The sequence below is a fragment of the Reichenbachiella sp. genome, assembly GCF_033344935.1.
Lineage (GTDB): Bacteria > Bacteroidota > Bacteroidia > Cytophagales > Cyclobacteriaceae > Reichenbachiella.
The window spans coordinates 2246305-2272013 of record NZ_JAWPMM010000001.1; the positions used below are offsets into that span (position 1 = coordinate 2246305).

A 25709-nucleotide genomic window follows, 5' to 3' on the forward strand; every position below is an offset into this window, starting at 1 on the left:
AATAGTTACGTTTTGGAGATTTGATTGTCTTTGATGTACGTGATTAGAGAAGCAATATAGTCTCTGTCATGATGTTTAATTTCAATCAAGATCTGTCAATCTTTGCAACTTTTCATGAATACCAATTTTACCAAAAACCTATTCTTATTACCCCTTACCTTATTGCTGTTGCTTTCAGTGAGCCATGGGGCTATTGCACAAAGTTTAACTGGTCGTATCTTCTCGTCGGAAGATGAAGAGGCCTTGACATTTGTGACGGTAGCCATCAGTGGAACCAGTACAGGTACCATATCTGATATAGACGGAAGATTTACTTTGAACATACCGGCGGGATACCAAGGGAATATTACCTTTCAACATGTGGGCTTTATCCGAAAGGAGCTAACTGTTGAACAAATAAAAAATTCTCCGACCATATATATGGATAAGGAAGTGACCGAATTGGAGGAATTGGTTTTTGAAGCTGGAGAGAATCCTGCCAATATTTTGATGAAAAAGGTGATTGATAATCGTAAAAAGCATGACCCTGCCAGATTCGATCAGTATAGCTATAGGTCTTACACCAAGGATGTTTATCATTTGGATGCTGATGCCGCCACTGCGGATTCATTGGTAAAGCGCTATAAGGCGGAAACATTAGCTGGGTCTACTGACAGCAGCGCCAATCAAACCAATACCAAATTCTTCAAAGTTGATAGTTCGTTTAATACCAGGCATTTGTATGTAGCGGAATCTTATTCCGAAACTAAATTTATCGAACCAGGTCTTAAAAACGAAACGATTCTAGCTACTCAGATATCTGGGTTGAGAGGCGGACTTTTTGCTGCTTTCAGTGGTCTATATCAGCCTTTCGGCTTTTACGCAGACATCCTGGATATTTTTGATAAAGACTATATCAACCCGATCAATCCTTCTGGATTGTCTCAATATGAATTTTATATAGAGGATACGACTTTCTATCAAACAGATACCGTATTCGTCGTCAGCTATACGCCCAAAAAAGGAAAGAAATTTGATGGCCTCGAAGGACTGTTGTGGGTGCATGCCAACGATTACGCCCTGACTAATGTGACTGCCAAATCGCATGTGGCTAACTCCAAAATTGATGTCAGTATTCAGCAGCGCTATGATAGAATTTCAGGGAATTGGTTCCCTGTTCAGTTGAATACGGATATCATTTTCAAAGAGCTTAAATTCTATGGTAGAAATCTAATATTAGAAAACAGACGGTATCTCTCTGATGTCAATCTAAGTACCAACTTCACACAAAAAGACTTTAGCGATATTGGTATCACCCTTAATAGAGTGAACCCAAAAGAACAAAAGGAAATTCTGGATGCACACCGAGCGGTACCCCTTGATTCGATGGAACTAAACACCTATATCGCAGCAGACTCCCTGTATAAAAATTTACGTGTGGTAGAAGGTGTGGCTGAGTCTCTATTGACGTTGCGGTTGAACTTGGGCAAAGTGGATGTTCGAGTCGACGATTTTTTCGGAATCAATACTTATGAAAAATTCCGACTGGGTATGGGACTGGAAACCAACAATAACTTTTCTGAAAAACTAGTGTTAGGAGGTTATGGAGGCTATGGTTTTGCAGATGAAGAATGGAAGTATGGCACCAACCTGAAATACATTTTTGACCGAAGAACGGATACCTACGTGCTTTTCACCTATCAGAAGGATTTGAGAGAAGTCGGTACGCAGCGATTCTTCGAAGGTAAGATCTCGAGTATTGACGACCTGATTCGATCGTTTCAAGGGAACTTATTCGATAGACAAGAAACTTACAAGGTGAGTTTGAATAGGAGGATAGCACCTTTTCTGTACGCGCAGACTACACTGTCCAAGTCGATGCAGCAGTCTACTTACGACTATATGTATGACAATACTGATTATTCTTCTAACTTCTTTGATATCAACCAACTGTCTTTGGCCTTTCGATATGTGAGAAACGAACAGTATTTGGACTTGTATGGAAAGAAGGTACTATTCGATTATGACTTTCCAGTGCTCAATTTCAAGTACAGCCACGCCAACTCAGGATGGTTGGGAGGTGATTTTGATTACGATCGTTTTGATGCCAGTTTGGAATATAGAAAGAAATACTTTTTAGGAAAATCGAATGTGCTTGTCCGGGCGGCTTATGTGTATGGAGATGTACCTTATGGTCATATGATTACGGGACTAGGAAACGCTACGTCCAAATTGAGTGTGCCAGAGTACTTTCAAACGATGGATATTTACGAATTCCTTTCAGATAAGCAGGTGGCGGTATTTTTTAATCATAATTTTGGCAATTTCTTGATTGCCAATAGAATAATGAAACCAGAGTTTATTATTTACCATAATGCTGGATATGGCCAGTTGTCTCACCCAGAACGACATCAGGGAGATGATTTGAATTTTAAAACCATGGAGGATGGTTACTTTGAATCAGGAATTGGCATCAAAAAACTGATTAGGATTAACTTTGTCGATGTAGGATATATGGGTTGGGGATTTGATGCAGTTTATAGACATGGTGCTTATGCCTATGAATCCACAAGGGATAATCTATTTTTTAAGTTAAATATGAAAATCAATTTGTAATGGGGAAACCATTTATAGTGATCTATGAAGACAATCATTTGCTAATCGTAGACAAAGCTTCGGGGATCCTCGTACAAGGCGATAAGACCAAAGACAAGCCGCTGCTGGATTATTGTAAGGACTACATCAAGAGCAAGTATGATAAGCCGGGAGATGTGTTCCTTGGCACGGTACACAGACTTGATCGTCCGGTGAGTGGGGCAGTAGTTTTTGCTCGTACCTCCAAAGCCTTAGAGCGAATGAACAAGCTCTTCAAGGATCGGAAAATCAATAAGACTTATTGGGCGGTGGTGAAAAGTAGACCACCAAAAAAAGAGGATAAATTGGTTCATTACCTCAAGAAGGATGAAAAGATTAATAAGACCACTGCCTACGACAAACCAACCGAAGGAGCACAACGGGCAGAATTAAATTACAAAGTACTTGGCAAGTTGAATGATCACTTCTTATTAGAAGTCCGACCGCTTACAGGTCGTCCGCATCAGATCAGAGTGCAGCTAGCCTCTATGGGCTGTCCGATTCGTGGCGACTTGAAGTATGGATTTCCAAAAGCCAACCCCGATGCCAGTATCAACCTTCATGCAAGAGCTTTAGACTTTATTCATCCAGTCAAAAAAGAACCTGTAAAAGTACTGGCGGGCGTTCCTGTCAATGACTTCTGGGAACAGTTTTTAGTATTGGATAAATCAGCCAAGGAGCTCGCCAAGAAAGACAAATACAAAGATAAACTCTACTAGAATGAGTTTTTTGCACCGACTAAAGAACAAGTGGAAATTAGATACCCTGGGGCAAGTCGTCTTGGTTTTGATCACTTTTGCCTGTACGGGTTTTACGGTGATGTTTCTGAAAGGTCCTGTGGTTGCCTGGATCGGTGGGGCGCAGGACAATCAAACCTTGCTCACGGTTTTGTATTACATTTTCATCTTGCCTATCTACAATATAATCCTTCTGATCTATGGTTTTGTTTTCGGACAATTTGCCTTCTTTTGGGACTTTGAAAAAAGGATGTGGTATCGGATGACCCGTCAAAAGCACAAGATCGAGCGTGAATAAATCAGCAGCCATTCAGCAAATCAATTCATTAGCCTCAGCTGGCACGCCATTTTTAATGATTGCTGATTTCAAGTGTGAAAATAATCATGTCATTTCTGTAGATCAGATAAAGGCTGAAGATGTACTATTTGATATTAATGGTATTAGGAACTTTGACGAAGCCTTTCAGCTGAAAAGTGATGTGTCATTGGAACGATCGCCGCTTTCATTCGAAGCATTTGGCGAGAAATATCAAAAGGTACATACAGAAATAGCCAAAGGGAATACCTATCTGCTCAACCTGACACAGCCAACACCCATTTCAACTTCGGCGAGTTTAAAAGAGATATTTCATGCCAGCAAAGCCAAATACAAACTATGGTTCAAAGATCAATTTGTGGTTTTTTCGCCTGAAATATTTGTGAAAATACAAGAGGGTAAAATATCATCCTTTCCGATGAAAGGAACCATAGATGCGGACCTGCCTGATGCTGAAGAAATCATTTTATCTAGCGAAAAGGAGATGGCTGAGCATGCCACTATCGTCGACCTCATCCGCAACGATATGAGCAAATTTGCCAAAGAAGTGGTAGTGGAGGAGTTTAGATATATTGATGAAATCAGGACCAGTGCTAAACATTTGTTGCAAGTGAGTTCTAAAATCACTGGCCATTTGGATGATGGCTATCAAAGTGAATTAGGAGACATTATCTATTCATTGTTGCCTGCAGGTTCGATTTGTGGAGCGCCCAAGAAGCGAACTCTGGATATTATAGAGAAGGTAGAAAAATACGATAGGGGTTATTACACAGGTATCGTGGGGTATTTTGATGGCAAACAGTTTGATAGTGGCGTGATGATTCGTTTTATTGAAAAACAAGGAGAGCAATTGATTTATAAAAGTGGCGGAGGCATTCATTTTCTGAGTGATGCCCAAGCCGAGTACCAAGAAATGATAGATAAAGTTTATGTCCCAGTTCATTGAAAGCATTTGTTGTATAGATGGTGAATTGCAGTTGCTTGAATTGCATCAGGCCAGAGTGAATCGAACTTTCTTCACCAATTATGGGCTGCTAGCCAAGCCAATCAGACTCAATAGAGTCATAAAGCAAATTCCCTCTAAAGGGAAGTTTAAATGCAGAGTGGAATACGATAATGAAAAGGTAGAAGTCAATTTCACACCTTATCAAACCCCCAAAATAAGTTCACTAGCAATAGTGGAAGGAGGGGACGTGGACTATCGATTTAAATATGCTGACCGAAAGGCCTTAGATCATTTGTATGCTCAACGAAATGGAAAGGATGATGTCCTAATTGTAAAGGACGGATTGATCTCCGATAGCTACTTTGCCAATGTGGCTTTTTTTGATGGGGAAGAGTGGTGGACGCCTGAGGAGCCACTACTGGCCGGCGTGCAACGACAATATTTATTAGATCAAAGACTTATTCAAACGACGAAGATTCGTACATCAGATATCAATAAATACGAAAAGATATCTATGATTAACGCTATGATTGATTTGGAGGAGATTGAAATAGCTGCAACTGACATCTCGTAGCAATTCCTCCTTTAATCAGCTCAAAGTATGATGTACGTCATATTATTCAAATATTGGAATGAAGATATTACAGGTGAAACAACAACCCTTGTATCTAAATTTATCATATTATGAATATCATAAATAGAGTACTTATTCCTATTGACTTCTCTGACAATGCAATGAATGCAGTCAAGTATGTTTTAGGAATGGCGGAAACAGATAAGAAAATTAAGTTTTTCCTGTATCATGTGGCTAGTCAAATCTCTGATCAAGAAGAGCAAAAATTGCTCGACATAAAAACAAGAATGTTTGATCCAGATAAAATTGATTGCGAAATCGTGCTGGAAAAAGGGAATTTTGTTGAGCAATTGATTGAAGATCAGGCTAGGTTGAAAATAGACTTGGTTATCATGGGTATGGCCGAAAACAAAAATGGAAATCAGTCTTTTACCGTGGACTTATTGCAAGGCGCAGATTGTCCATTGCTAATTATTCCAGCAAAAGTGGAAGGATTCAAATTGAAGAATATTGCCTTGACTTTAGATGAGGAAGAGTTTGATAGTTCTAAAGATTTACGAGTCTTTCATGATATAGCCAAATGGTTCAATGCTAAGGTTCATTTGATTAAAGTGGATAAAGAAGGAAAAGGAGGAGCTCATGCTTTGAAGACGGAGGATACACTAGACTACTATTTAGAGAGTTTGGAGTATCATTATTCTTTTCCGAAGAATGAGGATATAGAAAAAGGAATATTGGAATATGTGGCTGAAAAAAATATTGATGCGCTAGCCATTATGCCTAGAACACATGCACAAAAATCTATTCCTTCAGAAGGTCGATTGACAAAAGCATTGGCAAAACAAATCGAAATCCCTTTACTCATATTGGATTGATTAAAATCAAAAAAGAGCATAAAAAAACCACTTAACTAAAGTGGTTTTTTTATGCTCTTGATGTGGACATTGATAAAAAATCACAAAAAAGGAAGCCTCCAACTTGGAAGCTTCCTTTGTAAAAAACAGGTTACCGAATATCTATACTAGCTCTTGCACTTTTGGTGCTCCTTCTAGGATTTCCTCATTGGCATACTCTTCAAATTTTTCGAAGTTTTCATTGAATTGAGTGGCCAGTTTTTCAGTCTGAATATCAAATGCATTTTTATCTTTCCATGTGATTCTAGGGTCTAGTATTTCATCTGGAACGTTCGGCACTTGAAGAGGTATCTGTAATCCAAATACAGGTTGTTTGAAGAACTCAACATCATCAAGCGCACCAGTCAATGCAGCCGTAATCATAGCTCTGGTATATTTCAATTTAATTCTGTTGCCAGTACCATATGCGCCACCAGACCAGCCGGTATTGATCAACCAAATATTGACACCATGCTTCACCATTTTCTCTCCAAGCAATTCAGCATATTTTGTTGGATGAAGTGGCATAAACGGTGCGCCAAAACAAGCAGAGAATACACTGACTGGTTCGGTTATTCCAGCTTCCGTTCCAGCTACTTTGGCTGTATAGCCAGAGATGAAATGATACATGGCCTGACCGACAGTTAATTTAGATATAGGAGGCAGTACACCGTTGGCGTCGCAAGTCAAGAAGAAAATGTTTTTTGGAATGCCTCCCACAGAAGGTGTTACGGCATTTTTCACATTTTTCAATGGATAAGATACGCGAGTGTTTTCCGTGATGCTACTGTCTTCATAATTCACCGTATTAGTCCCTGGGAAAAATTTAGTGTTTTCCAGAATAGCTCCAAACTTAATAGCATCCCAGATTTCAGGTTCTTTTTCCTGTGTTAAATCAATGGTTTTCGCATAACATCCTCCTTCGAAGTTGAATATGCCATCATCTGTCCAACCGTGTTCGTCATCGCCAATCAATAGCCTGTTGGGATCAGCAGATAAAGTGGTTTTGCCTGTGCCAGATAAGCCGAAAAATACGGCACTATCGTTTTCCTCTTTTCCAATGTTTGCGCTGCAGTGCATAGAAAGCACATGCTCTTTTTCTGGTAGAAGAAAATTCAAAACTGAGAAGATTCCTTTTTTAGTTTCTCCTGTATAAGCGGTTCCACCTACAATAATGATTTTTTTAGTGAAATTTACGATGGCGAAGTTTTTTTGACGTGTACCATCCACTTCAGGATCCGCATAAAATTCTGGAACCGCAAGCACAGTAAATTCAGGGTGGAAGTCTGATAAGTCTTCATTTTGAGGTTGGATAAACATATTGTAACAAAACAAATTATGAGAAGCCTGAGTGTCTATCACTCTTAATTTCATCCTATACTTCTCATCCGCTCCTGCAAATGCATCTCTTACATAGAGAATTTTGTCGCCCAGAGATTTGATCATTTTATTGTATAGAGCATCAAATTTGTCCTCGTCAAATGAGATATTGATGTCTCCCCACCATACTGTATTTTCAGTGATTCTGTCTTTTACGATATATCGATCTTTTGGAGAACGACCGGTAAACTTTCCTGTATTTACCATCAAGGCTCCAGTATCAGACAATACACCTTCACCATTTTTTAGAGCTTCTGTGATTAATTCGGCTGGAGCGAGATTCCAGAGCACACCTTTCACATTAGTAAGTCCAAGACCTACCATGTCTTCCATCAGGGATTTTAAATTGGTTGTTTTCATTTTATTGAAATTTGAAATGTAACTGAATAGATTATTTTCAATCCTTACAATTGATGTCTTCTCAGTCTTGGGCGTTGTTTTGCTGTATTAAAGGGAGTGTATTTTTATTTGATTACAACTGACGAGAATCAGTATTTATAGTGCTTTTAGTCACTCTGTTGACCTGGTATGAGATTTAGTTTTACCCTTGAAATTCAATCTCAAACACCAATACAGTGATTAACAACAGATTAAAAATTATCACGAGTCTGGTAGTGCCAGCTGTGATAATTGCAACACCCCGAGAATGGTTTCAAATTGATCATCTTACTGTAATTGAGCATAGGGTGATTGCCTTATTTTTTTTAGCGGCTATGCTTTGGATTACTGAAGCGATACCTATTTATGCTACTTCGATTCTAATAATTGTTTTGGAGTTGATTACCATTTCTAGCTCTGGTATTAATGTTTTAATTGTCCAATCAGGAACGGCTGAGTTTGGAGAAGTTATTCCTTACAAAGCAATCATGAGTACCTTTTCTTCACCCATCATCCTATTGTTTTTAGGAGGTTTCTTTTTGGCCATGGCTTCGACTAAATATCGCCTGGATCAAAACTTGGCAAGGGTGCTACTGAAGCCATTCGGGAATCGTCCGGCCTATATTATAATGGGTTTGATGATCATCACGGCCCTTTTTTCTATGTTTATGAGTAATACGGCAACCACGGCTATGATGCTCTCCATCATCGCTCCAGTGCTTTTTTGCTTTGATCAAAATGATCGAGGAAAAATTGCATTGGCATTGTGTATTCCTTTGGCTGCCAATATCGGCGGGCTAGGAACGCCAATTGGCACACCACCAAATGCTCTGGCTCTTAAATATCTAACTGGAGTGGATTATATCGGATTTGGACAATGGATGAGCTTTGGCGTGCCTTTTGTGATCGTCCTTCTCTCCATATCTTGGGTACTATTATTAAAAATATTCCCTTCTAGTACAAAGGAAATCAAGCTCGATATTCAGGGAGAATTTTCAAAGACTCCAAAGGCTTTAGTAGTTTATGCTACTTTTTGCCTGACTATCCTACTATGGCTATTTGATTTTGTACATGGAATGAACTCATATACGGTGGCACTGATTCCTGTGGGTGTATTTCTGTCTTTTAATATTATTACGAAAGAAGACCTTAAGAAAATCAATTGGGATGTTTTATGGCTTGTTTCAGGTGGTATAGCATTAGGGCTAGCGCTTGGCGAAAGTGGTCTGGCCGAACATGTAGTGGCCAGCATACCATTTGATGTATTTTCTCCATTAGTTATTATCGGTCTGACAGCTTTTTTGGCGGCGCTCATGGCTAATTTCATGTCCAACACAGCTACCGCCAATTTGTTGCTTCCAATCATTGCGACCATTGGGACTACAGTACTAAGCCTCGAGCCTTTAGGAGGGTCTAAAATGTTGATTCTGGGAACCACACTAGCAGCTTCCCTGGGCATGGCATTACCTATTAGTACACCTCCCAATGCATTAGCACATGCTACGGGCATAATAGAAACGAAAGACATGCTAAGAGTGGGAGTACTGGTTGGGGGAGTTGGTTTAGTGTTGGTTTTTGCGCTGCTATACATTCTTAAAACAGTAAACTTCTTGTGATGATAGACTTTCATAAACAAAAATTAGCACTGGCTGATCTGACTGATTTGAATTGGTTGAAACAGCGATTCTTTGTTTATCCGGACCAACGAATAAAAGTGAAAACGGGCGAGGTAATCATTAGACAAGAAGAAGTAAATGAAAAGATGTATTTCATGGAGAGTGGAAGTACGTCCGGGTATTTCAAACCTGAAGAAGGAGAGGAGTTTAAAGTTTTTTCTACTGGCACCAATATGATGGTAGGGTTGTATAGTTTTTTCTCCCATGATCATCGCAGTTATACCACGGTTAAAGCGGATGAAGATACGGTCGTCCTTTATGTAAGCCGGGATCAGCTACCAGAAAAAAATAGTCCGGAATATGGGCTGTTTTTAGAACACATTCTCCCTGTAATTGTTAATGAGATTTATCTACGTCAGATGCTTATGATCAATAGTGTATCTGAGAAGGAATCCGTTTTGAAGAAGCTAATGGAGAGTGAGAAAATGGCTACCCTGGGACAATTGGCTGCCGGGCTTGCCCATGAGTTGAATAATGCGGCCAGTGTCATTCAGAGCAAAGCAGAATGGATTACCGAACACATGAAAGATTATATGGAGCAAAAAGACTCCAAAGGACTATATCCTTATTTTTTGAGATCTCTTGAAAAAGGACAAACAAAGTCGAGTGTCGAGGTTCGTACCAGAAAAGAAAAGATAAAAGAGCTGATCGGAGTACAGGAAAATGCAGCTAAGAAATTGGCAAAAATGAACCTTACCGATGAAGAATTAATGATGATTAACCAGAAGGCTGATTCAGGTATCATTGATAGATTAGGGAATTATTGGGAGGCTGGCTTGGCCTTGCACGACATCAATATTGCTGCTTCACATACTACTCATGTGGTTCAGTCTATCAAAGAATTGGGAGCTGCCAACAGAAGGGAACATCAGAATTTTAGTTTGCTTTCTTCTATTGAAAAAGCGCATTCACTTCTAACCAATCAGCTGAAGCATATTGAAACAAGCATTGAAGTGCATGAAGACATTAAGATTAATGGAAAAGAAGGAGACTTTATTCAGGTATGGGTCAACCTTATCAAGAATGCAGCAGAGGTATTAAATACAAAACAACCACAAAGCCCACAAATCATAATAGAGGCTAGTAAAAAGGGAAGTTTACTTCATGTGTCCATTAAGGATAATGGAGGAGGGATAGAAGAGTCTGAGCAGAGTAAAATCTTCCAACCGAGCTATACCACCAAAGTTAGTGGTCTATCCTTTGGGCTTGGCTTAGGCTTGTCCATTGTACAAAAGATCTTGTCGAGTTATGAAGGTCAAATACAACTGACTTGCCAAGATGAATGGACCATTTTTAGTATTCAATTACCTAAACAATAGAATGATGGAAAGGCTTTATATCATCTGTGTTGAAGATCAAAAAGAAGTATTAAACACGATTTCCGAACAGTTATCACATTTCGAAGAATATGTGACCTTAGAAGAATGCGAGACGGCTAATGAGGCATACGACTTACTTACTGAAATAGAACGCAAGGGTGGACAAACAGCTGTTGTAGTTTCAGATCATGTGATGCCAGGTATGACTGGCGTGGAGCTTTTTATAAAACTGAAATCAGACAGTAGGTTTGAAGGTATTAAAAAAGTGTTGCTCACCGGGCAAGCTACTCATGCGGATACGATTGACGCCATTAATAAAGCTCAGATAGACTTTTATATTGAAAAGCCATGGCAATCTGATACGCTTCTGGAGAAGGTAAGTATTCTCCTTACCAGATATATTGTTGAAACTGGTTTGGCATATGAGCCATTTGCACCCGTTCTACACAAACAGACACTTTTTGATCTATTGAAAGGACGATGAAATTATACGCAATCATAGGGTGCTTTTTGATTTCTTACTTTGGTCATCAGGGCGTTGTAGCTAGCCCCAAGGATACCGTCAATAATCTGACTAAAAATGAAAAAGTGATTATTGGGAATCTTAAGCTTTCAATGTCCGCTCAGCTTTGGCTTAGACATACCGAACTCAATCCAGGATCTCAAATAGATGGTCTCACGGAGAGTAGTATTACCGATTTATCCATCCGAAGATTTAGAATGGCGCTTCATGGAAATCTGACAGACCGCTTGTATGTGAAAACACAAATTGGCCTCAATAATATGAACTATGTCACTAGCAATGCACAGCTAAAGTTGCTTGATCTGTTGGCTGTTTACCGGCTATCAGATAGATTTTATATCGGAGGAGGCAAAAATGGCTATACCGGCCCATCAAGATATGCTAGTGTAGCATCTAGTGCTATGCTCGGTGTTGATATTCCCATTTTTGCCTTGAGCACCATCAATATCACAGATGATTTGTTGCGAAAGTTGAGTGTATTTGCCAAGGGTGACATTGGTCAGTTAGGTTATCGACTGGTTTTAGCCAAACCCGATCGACCACATTTGCCATTGCCTTTGGACTCAACCCCAAAATTCGCTAATGGTGATCCTAAACTGCAGTATTCAGGATATTTCAAATATCAGTTTCTGGAAAAAGAGGGTATGACTAGTGCCTATATGCCAGGTACATATCATGGTACCAAAAAAGTGCTGAATGTTGGGTTTGGATTTCTTGTACAGGACAAGGCCACCTGGAATATGATAAATAATGACACAACCTATTACCGTATGAATCAGTGGGCCATAGACGTGTTTGCAGATTTACCGCTGAATACTCGGAATTCACAATCAGTCACACTTTATGCAGCATATTTCAATACAGATTTTGGTCCTGAATATATTCGAATGATAGGAACAAATAATTCAGGGATTCAAACCAACAACACGACCATCAATGGGGCAGGGAATAAATACCCCGCCATAGGAACGGGCCAAGTATATTATCTACAGTTGGGATACCGTGTAGCATTTTCTGGAAGGTTAGAAAAATTGGGAGCCATACAGCCTTATTTTAATATGCAGCATGCCAATTACGATGCATTGACAGACCCTATGCGGCTATTTGAATCAGGGGTCAATTTACTTTTTAATGGCCACCGGTCTAAACTTACTTTTGGCTATCAGAATAGACCAATATATTCATTGGGTGAAGGGAATGCGGTTTCTGAGAGAAAGAATATGTATGTTATCCAATATCAGTTTAAGCTCTAAAGCTCTTAGATTGCTTTAAACACTGATTTATATCATCTCATACATGGGGTGTCCGTCATTTCAATTGCACGTACTAATGACTTACTTGATAGAGTAAAACCTTTAGAGCAAATAGTCATGGAAGCAACACTTGAAAAAAACCGAAAAAATGGCCTCCGGAAAAATAGAAAAGAAAGGGGACCTGTAAGCGAGAAAAAGGAAGTTCATTATGATATAGAACCTGAAGCTCCAGTTTATGAAACCATTGTTCTGAAAGAACAAGATTATGATGAGCTCATGGCCTGGAAGAGACAAAGAAGAGAAACTCAGGATAACCGGAGTACCATGTTCTTTTTTATTGGGCTGGCACTTGCACTTACTATGGTCATCGTAGCATTCGAATGGAAGTTTGTAGACGATGCAGTGATAACAGAATTAACCATGGATAATGCAGATTGGGAAGAAATTCAAGACATTCCTCAGACTACTCAGCCACCACCACCTCCGCCACAGCAGGTTATTCAGCAACCCGTAATTGTGGAAGTACCTGATGAGGAGATTCTTGAAGAGATTGAAGTGGATATGGATGTTGAGATTACTGAGGACATGGCGGTAGAGGAAGTGGAATTTGAGATGGTGATTGAGGAAGAAAAGGCGGAAGAAATTTTCATGATCGTAGAGGACAAACCTGAACCTAAAGGTGGGGTAAAGGCCTTCTATCAATATGTGGCTGAAAATGTTAGATATCCTAATAAAGCCAGAGAAGATAAAATTCAAGGGCGAGTATTTGTTCAATTTGTAGTGAATAGCAAGGGGCAAATTAGTGATGTTGTAACAGTTAAAGGAATTGGAGGTGGATGCGATGAAGAAGCAGTAAGAATAGTAAGTGCGGCTCCAGATTGGAATCCGGGCAAGCAACGGGGCAAACCTGTAAGCGTGAGAATGGTGCTCCCAATTACGTTCAAGCTATTTTGATATGAATTAGTTTCCTACCTGTTCTACAAAGGGTCATTATCTTAGGATTCCAATGAATTGATAATGACCTTTTTGACCAATTAATTTGAGCTTAGTACAGAGCCTTTACACTAAATCGTACTGACAAACTCTTCAAGCTCTCTGGTGTCTTCGAGTGCTAGCTTTTTCTTGACTCTATACTTCGTCTTAGTGACGCTGTCTGGAGATATGCCGAGTAGATTAGAAATTTCTTTAGTGGACAAATTAAGCTTCATCAACGCAGTTAATCGCATTTCACTACTGGTTATACTTGGTTGAAGACTTTTGACCTTAGTGAAAAAGTTATCATATACATTTTCGAAAATGGCCTTGAATTCCAACCAATCGTCCTCAGTCAAAATGATGGTTTTGGTGAGTTTGTCGATGGTAGCCAACTTTTCATTCTCACATGCAGCACTTAACGTAATTTGATTTTCCAGTTGCTCGACGATATGGTTTTTTTCCTGAATGACCTGAACAAAATGCGACAATTGTTGCTCCTTAACCTGAAGCTCTTTCTTATTCAAGGATAGCTGTGTCTCAGCCATCTTTTTAGCGGACTTTTGCTTTTCTATGGAGTTTTTGAATTGTAATGAAAAGAATATGGCGATCACCACGATCAAAACAATAATACCTGCCAATTGAGTCTTCGTTTTTTCATCTATCGCTTTTTGAGCTTCCAACTTCACAATTTCATTTTCTTTCTGAACGGTCTGGTATTTAGTATCCATTTCCGTGATAATTCTTCGCTTTTCACTGTTGTATCTTTTCCAAAACACTTTGATGTACTTCTTTCCATACTCCGTGCTTTTCTTATAGTCTCCTGCACCATAATAGGCTTCTCTCAAATTGCGATAAGCATCTTCTAAGTGTCCCGAATTTTCTAGCTCTTCTCCGATTTCTCGCACTTGCTCACCATACGTTATTGATTTGTCGAATTGATTGGTTTCAGCATAAAGTGTGGCATATTCTTTATAGGCATAGGCATTGTGGTTGGGGCTACCGATTCTTTCGCGCAGGGGTATGCCTAAGTCGAGAAATTTCAGGGCCGAATCATAAAGATGCATGCGGATGTAGGACCTGGCGATATTGGTATAGATTTTAGAAGAATCATAAGTAGTTAATTCAAAATCACTCAAAACACTTTTGAGTAAATCAATCGATTTTTCCTTTTGCTCAGCCATGTCATAGGCCAATGCCAGATTGGAAAATATTTGTTTTGGTAATGAATTTTCATAGTCGATACTTTTGCTTAGTTCGAGGGCCCTTTCTAAGTAGGCAATGGCTGACTTACTATCTTTATACTTTCTGTAGGAATTTCCAATGGCGTTCAAAAAGGAGGCTGCCTCGATTTTATTGCTGGTGTCTTCTGCAATCTTCAATCCTTTTAAATGCTCTGCCAATGCTTTCTCTTGCTGCCCAAGGTCGAGATATGCCGACCCTAATATTTTCAAAGGCCACAGAGAAGCTTCTTTATTTCCTGTTTCATCAAAGAGTGAGAGGGCTACTTCTGCATAAAGCACTGCCGAATCGTAAATATTTTTCTGGCTGTATAGTGATGCCTTTTGTGCCTTGGCTTTTGCCAACCAAAAGTTGTCCTCTTTTTCATTTGACCATGATTCTAATTGATCCGCAAAATGAAAGGCTGAATCCAGGTCCGTTGTGCTGTAGGCTTGAGATAAGTTCAGGAGGGTAGCAGGGCCGCCTTGTTCAGTATATACCAGCTCTTTTAAACTATCAATTTCATAACTCGTGGCATTAGAAAAACCAAATGACGAAAGAAATAGAAATGATAAAATGAGGATGGATTGTCTGGTCAAAAATGAATTCATAGTTGTGAGTGACAAGCGCTAAAATACTTCTAAGTTTCTAAATAATATGACTTAAGTACAATTTTTTAGAATGGAGGTATCTGACACAAAAAAATTGCATTTACCAATACTGTAGAATTGTAAAAATTGCCTCAGCTACTTCAGAAGGCAGTATTTATCCCTTTGTCTGGTTTTTTGTCCTGTCTCTATTCTCGCTATTTCTTCCTCCTGAAGATAAATTGAATTCATGATTTCTAGTCCGGTAGGAAAAGAGAACCAAATCATGACCAATAAAATCTAAATACCAATGGAAGAATCTAGAAACGCTGAATGTTACTCTTATGAATACACTAATCAAAGGAGAGCGAAACCACGGATAGCTGTCGTTGAAAATAAAACCAACAGCACTTTATCTCACAGCTTAAATATAACTGTGCCTTCTTTTTTTGTTCACAATTGTAGCACTTCAGATAACAATCATTTGAATAAGTTGCGGGGTAAAGAAAATCCGATAAAAACCCTTGAAGCTAGTTATCACGCCAGACTAATCCACAGGATGAAGAAAGTAGTACTCGATCATTTGGATGACAATTCATTCACGATCGATGATCTCGCCTGTTCTCAAAACATGAGTGTCAGTTCACTGAAGCGAACATTTAAAAAAATCATGGGAATGAGTCCGGGCAAATTCATCCGAGAAATAAGGCTTCAAACTGCAAGAACGCTTTTGCTAACTAAGCAATACACAACTATTAAAGAAGTAGTCTATGCTGTGGGTTTTGATAATGCTTCTCATTTTTCTAAGCTTTATCATGAACGATTCGGCCAGTTGCCTTCTTCACATTTATAATTTTTAATGACTCTCTGAATAGAGAATTGCAATTATCACTTTGAACTTTCTACCGTATCATCTGACCTTTTTCGAGTATCGAGAAGTCGAGGTACCAGGTAGTTTTGTTCATCTATCAAAAACTAATCAATCTGTACAATCATGAAAACGAATTCTAATAAATCTCTGGGACTTACTACTCTTATTCTACTTCTTTCATTTCAAACAGCTTTCAGCCAGTTTGGATCTGAAGTTGATCCTGAATATCACGATTTTCTGGAAGTAGGAGCCCAGAAGGTCAAAATATTTAAACAAATAAATGGAACCGAAGGCGAGTATATGCTTAATACCGGAAGCCTGCTAGGGGTTCCTCAACCTAATGGTATTGGTTTTTATGTCAACGATAAGCAAGGTCTTGTTCTTCAAGACAATGATTTTAAAGTTCTTTTTGATATGACAGTTGAGTCTAATTTAACAGTCAATGGATATATCAATAATTTTTCGATGGTTTCAAACGGAGAAATCACTAATCTGAATACTCTGCAAGGTACCAATGACTTAAATTTTAAAGGTGCGCCTGGTGATGGAAGTGATATGATAATAACTGAATCTGGTTCAATTGTCATGGGGGCCAGCAATGATTACCCGAGCAAGTTGGTAGTGGTTGGCCCGGATAATAATGGGACTGAAGCTATACTAAATCTCCGCAATGATGGGCATAGTATGCTGCTCGATGGGAACGAAATAGATGCAACAGCAGGCACTCTTTTTTTACAAAACAATTCAGCGCATAACATTGAAGCACTTAATCAAGGTGGAAATTTAGGTCTCAATATCACCGCTCCGCAAGAAAGACTACATCTTTACGGGAACCTTAGAATAGATGACGGGGCTATTATGTCTCATGGACCACTTGAATTTAAACCTGATGTAGATGCATCTGACGATGACGAAATAGTGTTTTACAACAACATTGAAGAAGAAACCATGCGCATCCACACGGATGGCAATGTGGGCATTGGTGTAGCAGCTCCTACCCAAAAGTTAGAAGTAGATGGGACAATTAAAGCCACCTCTTTTGTAACCTCCACAGCCAGTTTTCCTGATTATGTGTTTAGCAGTAGCTATAAGAAATTATCTCTCAACAATCTCGATCAATACATTCAAGTCAACAAGCATCTGCCCAATATGCCGGCAGAGGCTGAAGTAGTAGCCAATGGATTGGACGTGGCTGATGTGGTCATCAAATCAGTAGAAAATATCGAAACCATCTACCTGCACCTGATCGAAATGAATCAGAAACTAGATCAGCTTCAGCAGGAAAATGCTGCACTCAAGGCACAGTTGAATAAATAATTAGTAGTCCTATAAACCTTACTACCATGAAAATTATTTATAGCACAGGTGTGCTCTTGATTTGGGTCTTTTCTTTGATACTACCCAATAGAGCAGATGCACAAGACATTTCGACAGTTCTGTTTAGGGATTTGACGATGGACCAGCAGATCAAAGGTATCTTCTCATTGGAATTAGCATCTGGTGATTATCTAAAAGAAATGCCGGATGGTACACTATCTACTGAAGCATTCGATGAAGCTGATGAGCATTTCTATTTTTGGATCATTGAAAATATAACGACCAGAACCTTTCAATTGCATAGTGCAGCCACAGCTAGTTCTGTTTTTAGCCTAACGTCGGATGGTACTGCGTCATTAACTACAGACTTTGGATTGGAATCTGCACAGCTCATGCTCAGAATGGACCCTGCTGGACCATTGCGCACTTTGCCGCTAGATGACTCATCGCCTGAAGCCATAGGATCTATAATTACAGGTGCTATCAGCAGCTATGCAGGAGTTGCAGATTGCGAATGTTATGGATTGTCTTTTGCAGGTTCGCATAGGATCAACTTTCATGAGGCTACTTTTGCCAATGGTACTTATGTAGGATTTCCATTTGAAAAGTCTTATGAAAAATCAAGTGATGGTATAATTACTCCAGGTACTGAGTCAACCAATATTGCAGTGAGTGGCGAAGGAGAGCAACTCAACTTCATCTCATCACAATTTTATGTAGGAGGTTTTGGCGAAAATGATTTCCAACTGACTGTAGCACCCGGTAGTTCGGGTACTGTTGGGTTTGTCAACTATATGAACCAAGTTTTCACACCGGAAGTCTACGAATATGCCAGACCAGAGGTAGGTATACGGTTTGAAGATGGAAAGATCGTGTTATTCGTATTTTCAGGCGATCAAGAGTTGCCAGATTCTGCCCCTATAGACCAAGAAGTGGATACGGATTTCGAAGCAAACATTCCGATTCAGTTTGGGTTTAGAGATCAAAATACATTTTTTGCAAGACAAGGCGATAGGATATCTTCTTTAACCACAGCAGTACCTGCTGAACAATATTTGAACCAATCGATCACTCAACGTGCACGTGTTTTGGTCAGTTTGAGCCAAGGGAGTATAGACATGGCGTACACATTAGACAATGGCCTGATTAATTCGAGTAACGATCATGGTAGCATCAATGGGAAGTATTTTTCTTCCACCAATCCTTATTTGCCTTACAACAGTGGAGAACAGTTGGTCAACAGTTTTGACTGGCAAGAATCCAGATGGAAGGTCAGACATGCAGGAAATCAAGAAGGTGAAGAGGTATTTAGCCCTTATTACACCTATAGGTCGGACATGTCAAGTATCAACGCCAAATTTGGTGATAACAACGAATATCAAGGAGGTGAAGACTACTCTTCGCTCGATGGATGGGAATTATTGAAAGCTAATTTGGGATACAATGCAGACGGCACACCAAGAAATATCACACCAGATCACCCCTATGTGATCATGTATGACAGAGTCAGTGCGGTGATGAGAGTTTTTGTTTTTGCAAAAAATGAGGGTGAGTCAAATCAGCTGCAAGTAGAATTAGGAGTAGCTGGTAAGTATCCCAATAACCCACAACCAGACGACTATCACCCACTGCTTTGGGGTAGTTTGCAGCAATTCAAATCTTTCGATGAAATCCAGTATGGAGCCTATACCAAAACGACCAAACTCTACGGTACAGATGAAAGAAGGTGGTACTTCTATGATTTTATCATGGAGTATGACCCTTGCACCAGCTTCTTTGAATCTAGCATTATCATCAACATCAATAGAATCAGTAAAGGAGAGCTGTCTTTAGTTGGACGTTTACAAGGAGGAGAAATTCCTGCAGGGACACCAGAGTACAATGATTGGGTCGATCAAGATGAAAATTTCCTATTGGGTGTCATGGGTACTTCATACGATGAGGCTAGCAATTCCTTAGGTGATATTACCATGAATCGATTAAACCAATTTAACCTGATGGATTTCTCAACAACACTTGATGGTCATGTCGTAGGTCGAGATATTACAGAAGCAGAAAAACAACAAGCCAAATTGGAAGCGGAGTCGTACGCCTTACAAGCAGATATGGATGATGCTGAAAAAGAAGCCGCTGCTAAGAAAACTATAGCAAAAGGATCTACAGCTATAGGAGCTGGGATCGCCGGAGGAATTGCCAGCGTATTTTTAGGCCCACAAGGAGGAATGGCAGTTGCACGGACGGTTAATACAATAGGAAATGGCATCTATGATTTAGTAGAGGGCATAGACGCACTAGGCAATGATGATATATTGCCTTCTCGTAAAATGGCCCAAGCAAAAAAGATCTATTACAACAGCATCAAAGACAAGGTCAAGGAAGATGACCAGGCACTCTCTATTTCGGCGCCTGAACCACGGCCCAGTGTTGTATTTGGAGATCTGGCTTTGACTGGCGAGATGACTACTCGGGTTAATATGGCGACTGAATATCTGGCTACACCAGGAGGACTCAACGCGGATCAGGCCTCGGAGTGGTATTTGAACAATAGAGGTGCAGCACCACTTTACAATAGCCCACTTGGGAAATTTACGATGCTCAACCAACCGCAATTTGCCGTAGCTGTGACTCGAAATGGCGATAAATATTATGCCTATCTTAAAATCAAGGAGAAACCCTACTTTGCATTCAACGATAGAATAGGAGGCAAAATCACGGATGCGATTAAAATCTCTATCAATGTAGAGACAGCCGATGGTATTTCCCCAGCCAGAAATGCAGTCTCTTCGGGATACACGATACAGTTTGATGCTGACCAAGGGGCGCTTCCAGGAGGGATTGACATTACGAATCTATTGGATCAAAGTATGTTGAAAACAAACTTTGATGCCGTTGCTGAGAATGCTGATTTCGCTCAAGAACTATCTAATTGGGTCAACGTTTCATACGAAGTGTGGTCGATGACTTTTACTACATTGAAAAGTAGAAATCAGCAAAGAGTAATAGCTAGTTCGAGTCAATATTTTGACGGAAGTACAGTGTTTGCGTATCAAGAATTAGAAGGTAATTATACCGATTTTGCTTTGACTGCGGAAAGCAGGGAATTCGCGAACGCGACGGCAGCCTTTGATGCCTATGATTTTGGAGATCATGATAGTTTCGGACAAAACTATTCGATCTCAAATTTACAAACAGACTTCAAAACAGTCATGTTAGATTATTGTACAGCTTTGAGTGGAGTTGAACCAGATTTAAATGTAATGCCTAAGCTGGGCTTTATTGGAGATCGGTCAATCGATGAGTTGAGTCCATTAAATTTTACGACAGATGTTAGAAATGACAATGAGTTGGATGAGAGTCAAATTCCTGTTTTTTCATTAGATCAAACTTCTATAGACAAAGGTATGACCATCGACGGTTCCACTGGAGAATTTAGTTGGACACCTGCTGAAAGCCATGATGGTATCCATCAGGTGACAATATCGGTAGCAGATCAAGAAGGACGAAATGATCAGGAGAAAATCAATATTACGGTGAAGGAAGTAAATGAGGCTCCAATATTAAATGAAGTTGGAGATCAAGTAATAGATGAGCAAAGTCAACTCACTTTTGCTGTTGAAGCCAGTGATCCGGACAATACCAATCAAACATTAACATTTACGTTGGATGACACTTCAATAGCCAGTGGTATGAGTGTTGATCCTTCTTCTGGTACTTTTGATTGGACACCTACAGCGCTTCAGGTTGGTCAACATGAGGTGACTATTAGTGTAAGTGATGGGCTGCTGGAGGACAGTGAAATAATAGCTGTCACAGTGAATAAGACCACCGATTCAAGTGAAGAGGAAGAAGGGGATGATGAAAATGAAGAGGATGACGAAACGATCTTAAATATCGAAGATCTGGATCTGGCAACAGTAATCTACCCTAATCCAGCAACAGGCGTGATTAATATCGAGATAGAAAATGAGTACAGAGGGGCTCTAGAGGTGCAGGTGCTCAATATTTCTGGTAGATTAATGAAGTATGAGGAGGTCTTTAAAAACAATAGAATCTTCCATCTAGCGATTGATTTAGAAGAATTGAATCCAAGCATTTATTTTATAAACTTAAAAACTGAACACAACAACATAGTAAAAAAGGTCATACTCCAATAGATTGTAATTCAGAACAATTAAATATAATAGTAAGGACTAAAGAGTTATACGCTTGCGTATAACTCTTTTACTTTTAATATCTGACACACCGTTTTTTTGCCAATCTTTGCAGTCTATGGAAAGACAAATCAAGCTTATTTGGGATATGCATGGGCAGCATGCCAAAGGCACAGCCGAACATCATGCCATTCATTTGAAGGAGTTTGCAGAAAGGGAAAATATACAAACTCGCGATGTCGGTACCGAGGATTTTTCAGAGATGCACTCCATTGCTTTTATGGTTGTAGAGGAGAAGGATATGATCACGGTACGTGACGCTTTGAGACCGCAAAGGGCAGAGGTGGCGGAGTAGAAAGGTTCAAGATTTAAAAACCCTTTTTGAATAATCTTGAACAATGAATATTGAACCTTAAATTCTCCCTATCTTTGACAAGACAACATTCCCAATTAGAAATTAAGGGAAAACTATGTCAGATCACAAAATCACCTTTCTGATCCAATGCCAAGACAGCAAAGGGATCATTTCGAAAGTCACTACATTTTTTTACGAAGAAGGTTTTAATATTCTGAGTTGTCAGCAGTTTACTGACAATATCCAGGAAGCCTATTTCATGCGGGTGAGTTTGGATGCCAAAGACCTGACTTATAGTCGTGAAGAGCTCAAAAGCCGCTTTGCCAAAATTGGAGATTCACTGGATCTGAAGTGGAGGGTGCATTTCACGGAAGACAAGGAAAATGTCGCCATTCTAGCATCCAAAACAACGCATTGTCTTTTCGATATATTAGAAAAACATGGGGAAGGTAAGTTGCATTGCCACATTCCTTTGATCATCGCCAACCACGAGTCGATCAAATATGTAGCAGATCAGTTTGGTATCCCTTTTCACTATTTACCCATCAATGGCGAAAACTGGCAGGAGCAGCAGAATGTTATTTTGGAATTGTTGGCCAAGCATGATGTAGACTTGATCGTCATGGCTCGATTCATGCGTATTCTATCTTCTGAGTTTATCAACCACTATCAAGAAAAAATAATCAACATCCATCATGCCTTTTTACCGGCCTTTCAAGGAGCTAATCCATACCGAAGAGCGTACGGAAGAGGGGTGAAAATGATAGGTGCTACAGCCCACTATGCTACAGATGATTTGGACGAAGGACCAATCATAGAACAAGATGTGGAGCGAGTATCGCATGCCAGTACACCGGCTAGCTTGGCGCAAATAGGCTCAGACATAGAACGAAAGGTATTGAGTAAGGCAGTGAAGTACCACCTAGATCATCGAATAATTGTTACAGGTAATCGAACGATTGTATTTCCAGAAACAGAGGATTGAAAATATAATCTTAATAGGCCAGGGTTTAAACCCTGACCTATTAAGATTATAAACTAAATTTATTTACTCCCCTCAGAGTTACTCGATAGAGAACTCAGAGTAATTCGTGCAAGAAACAAACGCTGGAGGCTTGTTGGTGGACAACAACAACAACAACAACAACAAGGGCGGGCGGTAACTCAAGACTAATTGACAAAAGTTATAATTTTCATTAATTTGTAACTGACTTGTTTTTGATTAACTGAACCTAACTGCCTAACATGACTTTTACTCATCCAGCAATTGATATTAGATTAGAGCCGGAATTTGGACTGAATTGCATCTATTTTTCCTTTAAAGGGAAATTTACAAAGGATGCCTCAGAGGAGGCTACTAAATATTGGTCTGGTTTATTTGATTCTAATCAAGACATTTCTTACCAGTTCATATGGGATTGTACCCAAATGTCAGGATTCGAACCTTCGGCTAGGTCGATTTGGTATGGTGCTATGAAAAAGCATAAAAGTAGGATTAATCACGTGACCATCATTTCGCCGAGTATCCTGATTCGCGGAGCTGCAAGAGTAATGATGGAAGTATTTGGTGTGAAATCAAGAATGCTCAGGTCTATGGAAGAGCTGAAAGCACTGGCTTAAGCTACGAACTGAATTTCTTCAAATTCAATACACATCTTTCTCCTTTTGCTCCCCTCAGAGTTACTCCTCAGAGAACTCTGAGTAATTCGTGTAAGAAACAAAACTGGAGGCTTGTTGGTAGACAACACCAACAAGGGGGGGCAGAGCATGGATTCCGCCACGTCATTGCCCAGCGATAGTCTGGGTAATCTGTTGGTCTATAGCAGGCTGCTTTTATGAAGCAGATCACCTGAATGCCTTTTTGGCATCAGGCGATGACGAGGTTACGAGATTTAAAGACTAAACTTCTTCAAATCCAAGACACATCTTTCTCCTTCTAATAAGTCTTTAGGTGTATTTTCGGCCAGCATATTGGTTACTTCTTTAACTTTCTGGCGATAGTCCTTTTTCAATTCTTTTCGCTTCACTGCTTCTAAGAATAGACGTACTTCCTCTTGAGATTCCAAAATCAATTCTGGTACTTTCGTTGGTTTGTCATCTTCCCCTTTGGCGACCATGGTCACGTACGAGTTGTTGGTTTTTTTCAGCGTACCTTCCTTTACGTTTTCAGCAATCACATTGATACCGACTACAAGAGAGGAATTTCCCACGTAGACCACCGACGCTTTCAGATGAACCAAATCACCCACTTCGACGGGCTCTAAGAAATCTACATTGTCTACAGATACTGTCACACAGTAATTGGCGGCATGTTTACTCGCGCAGGCATAGGCTACCTTGTCAATCAAAGACAATAGTATACCACCATGAATCTTACCTCCAAAATTGGCATAGGAAGGGATCATTAATTCGGTAATGGTGGTTTTAGAATAGCTTACGGACTTTGCTTTAGCTCTATGCATACGTATGGTATTGGATTAGAAAATGCCAAATTAGATATAATCGGGCTGTTTTCCGATTTGGTATCTTAGAATTAGAGGATTTACAAATTAGTATTGGTCAAATTGAGAGTATCATATTGAATTGGTTTGATATTCAATACTTCTTCTACAAAAAGGCTTGTTTCCTCGATGACACTATTTATATCCTTTGATTGCAAGTCAGAGGCCATGACATGATTGCCGACATTAGGGAAGGCAATGACTCTTTTTAGATTTCCTTGAGTGTTTGTTTTTTTATCAAAATCTAAAATGCCGGGTACAGAAATGACATGATCGGATTCTTCATCGTTTTTATAATAATAGCCAATGAAGTAGGGGGTGTTAATCTTTTCAAACACCTCATCCGTCATGGTCTGATCGAGCAATTCCTGGAGCGCAATAAGTGCTTCGGATCGATAGGTCAAGGTCCAGTAGCGCTCGATAGGAGTACCTACTTTCGTGGAATCACCCACCCGATAATCTCCAATAACAGCTCGGGTTAATTCTTTGCCCCATGGCTTGTTTAAGAGAATCGCTGTAGGATCGTCGATGGCAGTATTTGGTGAATACATTATTTGGGCCGCGACGGCTTCTGGGTTGTGTGCAGTTAAGTAGATAGATAAAGTGCCTCCGGTAGAACAAGATACGAGAATGACCTGTTCGCCTATGATTCGGCCGATCGTAATGGCTTCTGCTGCCGAATTCATTAAGGCCGCAGGGGTCAAACCTTCAAAGGCATCATCACCACTTAACCCATGATGGGATAGTCGTGCTAGGTACAAGTTGCACCCATATTTCTTTGCCAATGTTTGATGTACTGGGGCGGACTCCATCACACCAGCAGAAAACCCATGGAGGTAGACCATGGAGTAGGGTGTTTTTCGCACTGAGTCAGCCCAAATGATACGTGATTCATTTTCAGGTTTGATATTTGGAAATTGACTTTCAAATGCAGCAATGGTACTGTCTATTTTATCGATTGAAATTTCTAGTGTTTCGATGTTGCTCGACACTTTTTCAAAGACTGGTTGTGGACCTTGCCAGTAGGCTAGAAATATCAATAATAATAATGCTATGATGACCTTGTATCGCTTCTTCATAGAAGTAAGGTCGTTTAGAATCAGGAATTAATCAATACTTAGCCAAT

At 39.7% G+C, this 25709-nt stretch carries 21 protein-coding genes; 17 read left to right on the forward strand and 4 right to left on the reverse strand.

The annotated features are described in order from the left end of the window. Nucleotides 1-114 precede the first annotated feature (114 nt). From R8N23_RS09695 to R8N23_RS09720, 6 genes are all read left to right on the forward strand, one after another. Complete coding sequence (locus R8N23_RS09695) at nt 115-2595, forward strand: DUF5686 family protein (RefSeq protein WP_318171395.1); 2481 nt, start codon at nt 115-117, stop codon at nt 2593-2595. After that, nucleotides 2595-3332 (forward strand): RNA pseudouridine synthase, encoded by a 738-nt coding sequence (locus R8N23_RS09700; protein ID WP_318171396.1) that lies wholly within the window; start codon nt 2595-2597, stop codon nt 3330-3332. The genes R8N23_RS09695 and R8N23_RS09700 overlap by 1 nt, the downstream gene beginning before the upstream one ends. A 1-nt stretch (nt 3333) precedes the next feature. Next, nucleotides 3334-3648, forward strand: coding sequence for a DUF6787 family protein (locus tag R8N23_RS09705; RefSeq protein WP_318171397.1), 315 nt, complete (start codon nt 3334-3336; stop codon nt 3646-3648). Beyond that, on the forward strand, nt 3641-4612 hold the full coding sequence (locus R8N23_RS09710; protein ID WP_318171398.1) for an aminodeoxychorismate synthase component I: 972 nt from the start codon (nt 3641-3643) through the stop codon (nt 4610-4612). Before R8N23_RS09705 ends, R8N23_RS09710 begins: the two co-directional genes overlap by 8 nt. Then, nucleotides 4596-5186: an aminotransferase class IV gene (locus R8N23_RS09715; RefSeq protein WP_318171399.1), complete on the forward strand. Its 591-nt coding sequence runs from the start codon at nt 4596-4598 to the stop codon at nt 5184-5186. Before R8N23_RS09710 ends, R8N23_RS09715 begins: the two co-directional genes overlap by 17 nt. 110 nt (nt 5187-5296) lie before the next feature. After that, nucleotides 5297-6061, forward strand: coding sequence for a universal stress protein (locus tag R8N23_RS09720; RefSeq protein ID WP_318171400.1), 765 nt, complete (start codon nt 5297-5299; stop codon nt 6059-6061). 141 nt (nt 6062-6202) lie between these two features. Here the strand turns inward: R8N23_RS09720 and pckA are convergent, their stop codons facing one another. Next, entirely contained in the window at nt 6203-7819 is a 1617-nt protein-coding gene (pckA, locus tag R8N23_RS09725; RefSeq protein ID WP_318171401.1) for a phosphoenolpyruvate carboxykinase (ATP), read from the reverse strand. A 215-nt stretch (nt 7820-8034) separates the two neighbouring features. Here pckA and R8N23_RS09730 point away from each other — a divergent pair, with 215 nt between their 5' ends. The 5 genes from R8N23_RS09730 (at nt 8035) to R8N23_RS09750 (ending at nt 13562) form a co-directional block, all read left to right on the forward strand. Next, entirely contained in the window at nt 8035-9453 is a 1419-nt protein-coding gene (locus R8N23_RS09730) for an SLC13 family permease (protein WP_318171402.1), read from the forward strand. Then, nucleotides 9453-10832 carry an ATP-binding protein gene (locus R8N23_RS09735; RefSeq protein WP_318171403.1) on the forward strand — a complete coding sequence of 460 codons (1380 nt, stop codon included), beginning with the start codon at nt 9453-9455 and terminating at the stop codon, nt 10830-10832. Before R8N23_RS09730 ends, R8N23_RS09735 begins: the two co-directional genes overlap by 1 nt. Before the next feature lie 4 nt (nt 10833-10836). Then, nucleotides 10837-11316 (forward strand): response regulator, encoded by a 480-nt coding sequence (locus R8N23_RS09740; protein ID WP_318171404.1) that lies wholly within the window; start codon nt 10837-10839, stop codon nt 11314-11316. Further along, complete coding sequence (locus R8N23_RS09745) at nt 11313-12608, forward strand: hypothetical protein (protein ID WP_318171405.1); 1296 nt, start codon at nt 11313-11315, stop codon at nt 12606-12608. The genes R8N23_RS09740 and R8N23_RS09745 overlap by 4 nt, the downstream gene beginning before the upstream one ends. 117 nt (nt 12609-12725) lie before the next feature. Then, nucleotides 12726-13562 (forward strand): energy transducer TonB, encoded by an 837-nt coding sequence (locus tag R8N23_RS09750; protein ID WP_318171406.1) that lies wholly within the window; start codon nt 12726-12728, stop codon nt 13560-13562. 110 nt (nt 13563-13672) lie between these two features. Here the strand turns inward: R8N23_RS09750 and R8N23_RS09755 are convergent, their stop codons facing one another. Then, nucleotides 13673-15412: a tetratricopeptide repeat protein gene (locus R8N23_RS09755; RefSeq protein WP_318171407.1), complete on the reverse strand. Its 1740-nt coding sequence runs from the start codon at nt 15410-15412 to the stop codon at nt 13673-13675. A gap of 286 nt (nt 15413-15698) precedes the next feature. Between R8N23_RS09755 and R8N23_RS09760 the strand changes: the two genes are divergently transcribed. The 6 genes from R8N23_RS09760 to R8N23_RS09785 all read left to right on the forward strand — a co-directional run bounded on the left by R8N23_RS09760 (nt 15699) and on the right by R8N23_RS09785 (nt 23702). Then, nucleotides 15699-16241, forward strand: coding sequence for a helix-turn-helix domain-containing protein (locus R8N23_RS09760; protein ID WP_318171408.1), 543 nt, complete (start codon nt 15699-15701; stop codon nt 16239-16241). Between the two features lie 141 nt (nt 16242-16382). Then, nucleotides 16383-17576, forward strand: a complete 1194-nt coding sequence (locus R8N23_RS09765) for a hypothetical protein (RefSeq protein WP_318171409.1) — start codon at nt 16383-16385, stop codon at nt 17574-17576. Nucleotides 17577-17602: 26 nt separating this feature from the next. Beyond that, nucleotides 17603-21730: a putative Ig domain-containing protein gene (locus R8N23_RS09770; RefSeq protein ID WP_318171410.1), complete on the forward strand. Its 4128-nt coding sequence runs from the start codon at nt 17603-17605 to the stop codon at nt 21728-21730. A gap of 52 nt (nt 21731-21782) precedes the next feature. After that, entirely contained in the window at nt 21783-22082 is a 300-nt protein-coding gene (locus R8N23_RS09775; RefSeq protein WP_318171411.1) for a hypothetical protein, read from the forward strand. 115 nt (nt 22083-22197) lie between these two features. Beyond that, a complete protein-coding gene (purU, locus tag R8N23_RS09780; RefSeq protein WP_318171412.1) occupies nt 22198-23067 on the forward strand; it encodes a formyltetrahydrofolate deformylase in 870 nt (289 codons plus the stop codon). Nucleotides 23068-23327: 260 nt separating this feature from the next. Further along, nucleotides 23328-23702, forward strand: coding sequence for a hypothetical protein (locus R8N23_RS09785; RefSeq protein WP_318171413.1), 375 nt, complete (start codon nt 23328-23330; stop codon nt 23700-23702). A 272-nt stretch (nt 23703-23974) separates the two neighbouring features. Here the strand turns inward: R8N23_RS09785 and R8N23_RS09790 are convergent, their stop codons facing one another. Together R8N23_RS09790 and R8N23_RS09795 are read right to left on the reverse strand one after the other, a co-directional pair. Further along, entirely contained in the window at nt 23975-24544 is a 570-nt protein-coding gene (locus R8N23_RS09790; RefSeq protein ID WP_318171414.1) for an acyl-CoA thioesterase, read from the reverse strand. An 80-nt stretch (nt 24545-24624) separates the two neighbouring features. Continuing rightward, the gene (locus tag R8N23_RS09795; protein ID WP_318171415.1) at nt 24625-25662 is read right to left on the reverse strand and encodes an alpha/beta hydrolase; all 1038 of its coding nucleotides are present in this window, start codon (nt 25660-25662) and stop codon (nt 24625-24627) included. Nucleotides 25663-25709 lie beyond the last annotated feature (47 nt).